Genomic DNA, 2554 nt, shown 5'->3' with positions numbered 1-2554 from the left:
TGTAATCGGGAAATAACACTGCACAAGAATTGGCAATTAAGAGTGCACAGAAAACGGCAACAAGAGTGCACAGCTTTACAAAGCTAATCTTCTGGTTCTAACTTGCAAATATTGTTTTCCTATTTTCCATTCTATAAGATTTCCCCGCAAGACTGATTACCTCGCACCGGAATAGAAGCCTGTCCAGCAGAGCTGTGGCCAGCACCTCATCATCCAGCATCTTGGCCCAGTCAGCAGGCATTTTGTTGGTGGTGATAATAAATGAGGTGCTTTCATAAAGTTGGTTTACGAAGTTGAAAAGATTCACCGCCTGGGCCTTTTCTACCGGGAAGAGCATAATGTCATCGATAACAATAAGGTTTGCCCTTGCCATACGCTTGTACTCTGCCATAGCTGTCCTACTGAACTCCTTCATTCTCAGCATTGTCATGATATCTTCCATCGTTCTGAAGTAGGCCCTGTAACCTTTTTCAATTGCATCAGCACAGAGTCCTGCTGCGAGAAATGATTTTCCGGTCCCCGAGGGTCCCATTAACATGATGTTAAAAAGCTGATCCATCCACCCCAGTTCCCTAAGGGTATTCATCTTTTGACTGGTAAGACCACTTTCGCTTCTTTCCTCATAGTCGTTAAGGCAGGATTTCAATGGCAGGTTCGCCGTCTTTAGCTGCCTTTCCCTCGCCTGCCTATCCCTGTGTTCAGCCTCTTTCTCAAAAAGCTGCATCAAAAAACTAGCATAGCTGAGCTGGGAGGCCTCAGCCTTTTTCACAGTCTCATCAATGGTCGATGCCATTCCCATTATCTTGTAACGTCGGCAATACTGGTCAATCTGTTCGTTCTGGTTCATTCCTTAATTGATTATTGGTTTCATTATTGAGTTGTAGTCACTGATGTTGCTGGTAAGCGGCTGGATAAGGGCCATTATTGATGACCCACCGCTCAATGGATTGATCGCAGAGGTTTGTATGCTTTCCTCCAGTGGCGCCTTTTGGAAGGTCTCCAGGATTTTGCTGAGATCATTTACACTGTTTATTCCCTTTTGATTGCAGAAATCAAGTACTCGATTGATAGTTGCTGTATCAATATCCTTGATCAATTTTAGCAGAAGAAGCAACTGGTCCCTGAGATAGCGCGGCTTGTCCCTCTTGATCGATTCTATAAACTTATCCAGACTTTCTTTTTCACAGGAGTAGTTATGCAGCTTGGAGATGAGTTCGTCGGTCGCGATACTGGCATCCCTTTTATGTCCCGCCTTCAAGACTTTTTTACCTGTGCCTATGGGTATATGGTGGCGGCATAGCTCTTTTTTGTTCTTATCAAACAGTACTAGATCATTTCCCTGATTTTGTGCAGATACGGAGGTTCCCCTTCCGGTATAGGTTCCCAGGGGAAGGGAGTAAAAGTTGCTCTTCCATGAAATGGTATTATCCTTCCTTACCGTATATAATGAAATGGGAAGATCAGGTATCATTACCGGATGGTAGGGAGTCAATAAGGGCTGTTCAATGATCCACTCATCAACTGGAGGCCTTTTTGTGGATCCATGCTCAAGTTTGTTTGCCGTTCTGGCCAGCCAGCTTACAACATCAGTGTTGAGTGCGGACAGGTCATGAAAGGTGCGGTTATAGAGAAAGTTTTGCTTCACGTACTTTACGACATTTTCAATTTTCCCCTTACTCTCCGGATCGGATTTTCTGCAGAAATGATATTGAAAGGCCCGATCTCTTACATAGTTCTTAAACTGGGTGGTCAGAATAATATCGCCACTGTTCTCATTGCTGATGAAGACCTTGTCCTGATCGTAAACAACTTCCGTAGGAATGCCTTTGATAAAGCTAAAGGCAAGTTCATGAGCCTCAATGGCAGTTCTGGTAGTATATGGCCTGGCGCTGAAGTTTACATACTTGTACCTCGATCTGGAAAGGACCATGGTAAAAAAGTAAACCTTTAGCCGCTTGCCGTTGCTTGACCGGATATTATATTCACCAAAGTCCACCTGGGCCTGAAGGCCAAAGGGAGTTTCATCAACAGCGGAATAATCCCTAATGGCAGGTTCATATGGCAGATTGTATTTACTGCGTATCCACTTGACGAAATTGTAGATCGTTTTCTGGTTTACCCTTGGGAATTCATCATGCCTCTCTTTGAGAAGATCATGAATCTGGGCAGAGGAGGTATCGCGGAAAGAAACCAGGCGATCACATACAAAGGTTTCATATGGCAGAAGTATTTTCTGACGGCAACTCTGGGTCCTGACAAAGGCGTCAAACTCACCGTCATCCATCTCAAGGTACTTTTTTACCGTTCTGCGATTACAGTTCAGCGCCTTGCTGATCTTTGAAGCTGAACGTCCGGCAAGGGACATTCGCTTAATTTCATAATACATCATAAATTTGTTCAAGAATGCGTGCATATTCATCAGTTGTCGTAAGCCGATGAAGGTCGTATTAAACGGTGGGGTTTAATTATCCTGCCGTTTTTTTGCGCACTCTTGTTGCCGTTTTTGGTGTATTCTTAATTGCCGATTTTTGTGCAGATTAACTTACTGATTACA

The 2554-nt window shown here is 43.9% G+C and carries 2 protein-coding genes; both read right to left on the bottom strand.

Translation table 11 applies throughout. The annotated features are described in order from the left end of the window. Nucleotides 1-97 precede the first annotated feature (97 nt). Nucleotides 98-847: an IS21-like element helper ATPase IstB gene (gene istB / locus IEV50_RS19525; protein WP_188417601.1), complete on the bottom strand. Its 750-nt coding sequence runs from the start codon at nucleotides 845-847 to the stop codon at nucleotides 98-100. A 3-nt stretch (nucleotides 848-850) separates the two neighbouring features. Next, nucleotides 851-2365, bottom strand: coding sequence for an IS21 family transposase (istA, locus tag IEV50_RS19520; RefSeq protein ID WP_188417599.1), 1515 nt, complete (start codon nucleotides 2363-2365; stop codon nucleotides 851-853). Nucleotides 2366-2554: the final 189 nt, after the last annotated feature.

Source organism: Pedobacter mendelii, assembly GCF_014635725.1.
GTDB lineage: Bacteria > Bacteroidota > Bacteroidia > Sphingobacteriales > Sphingobacteriaceae > Pedobacter > Pedobacter mendelii.
This window is presented reverse-complemented; position numbering and strand designations above follow the sequence as displayed.

What these genes read in the sequence shown, in the direction of transcription:
- istB (WP_188417601.1), bottom strand. Translation starts at nt 847, where the DNA reads ATGAACCAGAACGAACAGATTGACCAGTATTGCCGACGTTACAAGATA.
- istA (WP_188417599.1), bottom strand. Translation starts at nt 2,365, where the DNA reads ATGTCCCTTGCCGGACGTTCAGCTTCAAAGATCAGCAAGGCGCTGAAC.